Consider the following 4371-nt stretch of genomic DNA (forward strand, 5'->3'; position numbering starts at 1 on the left):
CCTGTGAGGGGTGGAGTTGACCGGTACTAATAGGCCGAGGGCTTGTCCTCAGTTGCTCGCGTCCACTGTGTTGTTCTGAAACAACGACCGCCCTGTCGGCGGGTCGACAGTTTCATAGTGTTTCGGTGGTCATAGCGTGAGGGAAACGCCCGGTTACATTCCGAACCCGGAAGCTAAGCCTCATAGCGCCGATGGTACTGCAGGGGGGACCCTGTGGGAGAGTAGGACGCCGCCGAACAGTCATTCACAGAGAACCCCCGTCCGGGAAACCGGGCGGGGGTTCTCTGCATTTCCGGGTATTCCGACGGCCCGGCCCACACACCCCTGGAGGCGGTGGGCCGGGCCCGGCTCAGCTCTGCGGCTGGGCGGTGCCCCAGCTCGGGCGGCTCTCCCAGTCGTCGGGGGTCTTGGTGAGCGGGGCGACGTCGGAGCCGTCGCGCTTCATGGTGAACAGCTCCGTCCTGCCGTTGGCGGCGGCCTGGGTGAAGGCGATCGAGGTGCCGTCGGGGGAGTAGGAGGCGGCGCCGTAGACGGCGTCGGAGGGGCCGGGGGTGAGGGCGCCGATGGCGGTGCCGTCAGGGTGGACGGTGTAGATGCCGCCGCCCGGGGCGTTGTCGGGGCCGGCCGGGTAGGTGGTGAAGGCGATCTGCGTGCCGTCGGGGGACCAGCTGGCCCGGTCGCCGGCGCGCAGCTCCCACGGGGTGAGGAGGTGCAGTCCGGTGCCGTCGGCGTTGACGACGTACAGGGCGCGGCTGTTGGCGGGCTGGCCGGTGGCGCTGGTCTGGTAGGAGAAGACGATCTGCTTGCCGTCCGGCGACCAGGCGGGGTTGGTGACGTAGCCGGAGTAGGGCTTGTCGTTGGTGAGGAAGGTCAGCCGCTGGACGGTGGTGCCGTCGGGGCTCATGGCGTAGAGGTCGCTGTACTGGCTCTGGTTGGACGTCGGGTCGGCGGTGCCCCAGGTACGGCTGAAGGCGATCTGCCGGCCGTCGGGGGAGAAGGCCGGGGTGGTCTCCGCCTCGTTGGCGCAGTCGGCGGCGCCGGCCTCGCAGAGCGGGCCGATCGGGCGGGCGTTCTCGCCGTCGGCGCCGATCGTCCAGATCCGGCCGGCGGATTCGCCGGTGGTGCGGTCGAAGGCCAGGGTGGTGCCGTCGGGGGACCAGTCGGGGTGGTCGTCGCGGGTCTGCGCGGGGGGCTGGGTGAGCCGGCGTTGGCCGCTGCCGTCGGGGGCGACGGTGAACAGGGCGCTGGTGGTGCGCCGGTCGTCGAGGAAGACCCGGCCGGCGATCAGGCCGTTGGGCCGGGTGCTGGCGGCGACGGCGACGGCTCCGGCGGTCGGGGCGTCGGCGGCGGGCTCCGGAGTGGGGGCGGCGGACGGGGTGCCCGCCCGGATCTCGCTGAGCGGGATCTCGCCCGGCTCGGCGCCGCAGCCGGTGAGCATGGCGCCGGCCAGCAGCAGGCCCGCACCTGCGCGGGCGCGGGTACGGGCCGTGGTGGTGGGTGGCAGCTGCCGTGTGCCGGTCATCGCCGTGTCATCTCCGTCTCTGGTGCGGGACAGGGCCCCGAGGGAGCTGTCACTGTGGCAGATCGGGAGTGCGGGAGCGCGGGCGACACGCGACGCTGCGGCACCGGTCGGTCACACGGAGTATGAAGAGCGGACCGTCTGGTTGACGGAACGGGTACGGACCTTCATACCCGCCCCGCCGGGCGGCCGGTCCCGGCTTTCGGTCCGGCCGGCCCCGGCCTTCGGTCCGGTCAGCCCTGGCCTTCGGTCCGGGCGGCGCGGCGTTCGGCCTTGGCGGTGGCCTCCGCCTCGTCCTCGGCCTCGGCGGCCTCCAGGGTGGGCGCGGTGCCGCCGAGGTGGGCGGGCAGCCACCAGGTGTCGTCCGGGCCGGCCGGCTTGCCGGGGTACTCGCGCTGGGCGCGGTCCAGCATCTCGCCCATCGCGGCGCGCAGCCGGCGGGTGACCATCACGGGCTTGTCGGTGGGCGCCAGTTCGATCGGCTCGCCGATCATGATGGTGACCGGGACGTGCCGCTTGGTGAGGGTCTTCGGGCGGCCCTTGGTCCAGAGCTGCTGGGTGCCCCACAGGACGACCGGCAGCAGCGGGGCACCGGAGTCGGCGGCCATCCGGGCGGCGCCGGTCTTGAACTTCTTCAGCATGAACGAGCGGCTGATGGTCGCCTCGGGGAAGACCCCGACCACCTCGCCGGCCCGGAGCGCGCGGACGGCGGCCTCGTAGGCGGGCTGGCCGTCGGTGCGGTCGACCGGGATGTGCTTCATGCCGCGCATCAGCGGGCCGGAGACGCCGTGCTTGAAGACGTCGTCCTTGGCCATGAACCGGGTCTTGCGCTTGCCGCCGCGGTAGGCGCCGAGGCCGGCGAAGAGGAAGTCCAGGTAGCTGATGTGATTGCTCACCAGGACCGCTCCGCCCTCGGCGGGGATGTGCTCGGCGCCGACGATCTTGATGCGCACGTCGAGCGCACGGAAGACGGTCAGTGCGGCGCCGATCACCGGCGGGTACACGAACTCAGCCACGGTCAGTCCTGACTTCCACGGGCGCTGGCGGCCCGGTACGGCGGTACCCGGGCCGTACGTGGGGGCCGACCGGAGGCGCGGCACGCCGCGGCGGCCACGGGTGATACACGGAGATGATCCCCCGAACGAGTGCCCGCTGTCACCTGAGCCGTGCCGTCGGGTGTGCGACGGGGGTGTGATGTCCGTGATGGGCCGGACGGGAACCTTCCGCGCGCGGGGCCCGCAGGCTCGGCCGGGCGCCGGGAGGGACGTCAGGCGGCGGGGTCCGGGCGGCCCTGGGTGCGGCGGATCAGCAGGTACATCTCGCAGCCGAGGCAGTAGCCGAAGGCGGCGCTGAGGAAGGCCGCGGCGAGCGCGAAGCCGGTGGTCAGCAGGCCGAGCCAGGTGACCCCGGTGAGGAAGCCGAGCGTGCCGACGGCGGCGAGGACGAGGCCGACGCCCTGGGCGAAGCGCGGCGGGCGTTCGTCCTCGGTCTGGGTCGGCGGCGCCAGCCGGGGGCGGACCAGCGTGCGGTACAGCAGGCCGTACGGGGAGCGGTGCGGGCCGCCGAAGGCGCCGAGGCCGAAGACGACGGCCTGGAGGGCGAGCAGCAGGCCGCTGCCGCCGAGCAGGACGGCGATCAGCACGAGGGTGGTGAGCGCGGCTGCGAAGCGCGGGCCGCGGGGGTCGATCTGCACGGGGACTCCGGGGGTGGGGCGCGGGTGACGACGGGCGCGTGTCAGCGACAGCGCGAGGCCGTGGTCCGGCACAGGTCGACCACGCGGCGGGTGGTCAGCAGCGGCTGTGCGGGGCGGTCGGAGTCCACCCGGTGATCGTACGCGCGCCCGGACCGGGCGGTCGACCGTTTCCGTGCGGGGGCCGCCGCTGCCGGCGGACCGGGGTGCGGCCGCGCCGGCGGCCTGGCGCAGACTGGGGGGATGACCGGGTTGGTGGTGTGCGTGGCCGTGCTCGCTGCAGCGGGGGCGTTCGGGCTGCTGCGGGCCGAGCGCGACGGGAGGCTGCGGGTGCGCACGAAGGACGGGGCGGTAGGGCTGTCGGCGGCGGAGCTGGGCGAGCCGCTCGGGGAGCGGGCCACGCTCGTGCAGTTCTCGACCGCCTTCTGCCAGCCGTGCCGGGCGACCCGCCGGGTGCTCGGCGAGGTCGCGGGCATGGTGGACGGGGTCGCGCACGTCGAGCTGGACGCCGAGGCGCGGTTGGAGCTGGTCCGCCGGCTGGGCATCCTGCGGACGCCGACCGTGCTGGTGCTGGACGCGGGCGGCCGGGTGGTGCGCCGGGCGGCCGGGCTGCCGCGCAGGGCGGACGTGATCGCCGCCCTGGGCGAGGCGGTCTGACGCGGGGGCGGTCTGACGCGGGGGCGGCCTGACGTGCTCGGCCCGCCCGTGCCGGACGGGTGCGACGGGCGATCCGGGCCGGGTTGTGCCGCCCCGTCGGGTGGTGCGGGGCGCGGCCTGGGGCAGGATGGGCGACGACGGCAGTGCAGGCCGTCCCGCAGCTCGTCCGGTCCGGGGCCCTCCGGGCCGTCGCGGGCGTCGTGCGGGGCGTCCGGCCGGGGTCCGGCAGCGTAAGCTACTGGCCAGTAGTGACCGCTGAGCTACTGGCGAGTATGCTGCCAGGAAGTTCCGGACCGGCACGGGAAACCGCTGCCCGGAGCGGGTGCGTCCCGAGTTTCGCGCCCGCTTGCACAGCCGCAGCCGCCGGACGAGACCAGTACAGGAGACAGGCCGTGAGCTTGAGGATCGTTGTCTGTGTGAAGTACGTGCCGGACGCGACGGGTGACCGTCGTTTCGCGGACGACCACACCACCGACCGGGAGGGCGTGGACGGCCTCCTGTCGGA

Annotated in this window: 4 protein-coding genes, 1 rRNA gene and 1 pseudogene; 3 read left to right on the forward strand and 3 right to left on the reverse strand. The window is 73.9% G+C overall.

All coding sequences use genetic code 11. The annotated features are described in order from the left end of the window. Positions 1–121 precede the first annotated feature (121 nt). Positions 122–238, forward strand: a 5S ribosomal RNA gene (gene rrf / locus ABZ885_RS36280). A gap of 111 nt (positions 239–349) precedes the next feature. Here the strand turns inward: rrf and ABZ885_RS36285 are convergent. The 3 genes from ABZ885_RS36285 to ABZ885_RS36295 form a co-directional block, all read right to left on the reverse strand. Further along, a complete protein-coding gene (locus ABZ885_RS36285; protein WP_360198630.1) occupies positions 350–1522 on the reverse strand; it encodes a hypothetical protein in 1173 nt (390 codons plus the stop codon). A 230-nt stretch (positions 1523–1752) separates the two neighbouring features. After that, a complete protein-coding gene (locus ABZ885_RS36290) occupies positions 1753–2535 on the reverse strand; it encodes a lysophospholipid acyltransferase family protein (protein WP_360198633.1) in 783 nt (260 codons plus the stop codon). A gap of 251 nt (positions 2536–2786) precedes the next feature. Next, positions 2787–3212 carry a DUF4395 domain-containing protein gene (locus ABZ885_RS36295; RefSeq protein ID WP_360198635.1) on the reverse strand — a complete coding sequence of 142 codons (426 nt, stop codon included), beginning with the start codon at positions 3210–3212 and terminating at the stop codon, positions 2787–2789. A gap of 240 nt (positions 3213–3452) precedes the next feature. Between ABZ885_RS36295 and ABZ885_RS36300 the strand changes: the two genes are divergently transcribed. Both ABZ885_RS36300 and ABZ885_RS36305 read left to right on the forward strand, forming a co-directional pair. Beyond that, a complete protein-coding gene (locus ABZ885_RS36300) occupies positions 3453–3866 on the forward strand; it encodes a thioredoxin family protein (protein ID WP_360198638.1) in 414 nt (137 codons plus the stop codon). A 392-nt stretch (positions 3867–4258) separates the two neighbouring features. Then, a pseudogene (locus tag ABZ885_RS36305) lies at positions 4259–4371 on the forward strand (electron transfer flavoprotein subunit beta); the annotation flags it as partial.

Origin of the sequence: Kitasatospora sp. NPDC047058 (genome assembly GCF_040643935.1) — a bacterium.
GTDB lineage: Bacteria > Actinomycetota > Actinomycetes > Streptomycetales > Streptomycetaceae > Kitasatospora.

Coding starts and splice junctions, on each gene's coding strand:
- ABZ885_RS36285 (WP_360198630.1), bottom strand. CDS start 1,522: ATGACCGGCACACGGCAGCTGCCACCCACCACCACGGCCCGTACCCGC.
- ABZ885_RS36300 (WP_360198638.1), top strand. CDS start 3,453: ATGACCGGGTTGGTGGTGTGCGTGGCCGTGCTCGCTGCAGCGGGGGCG.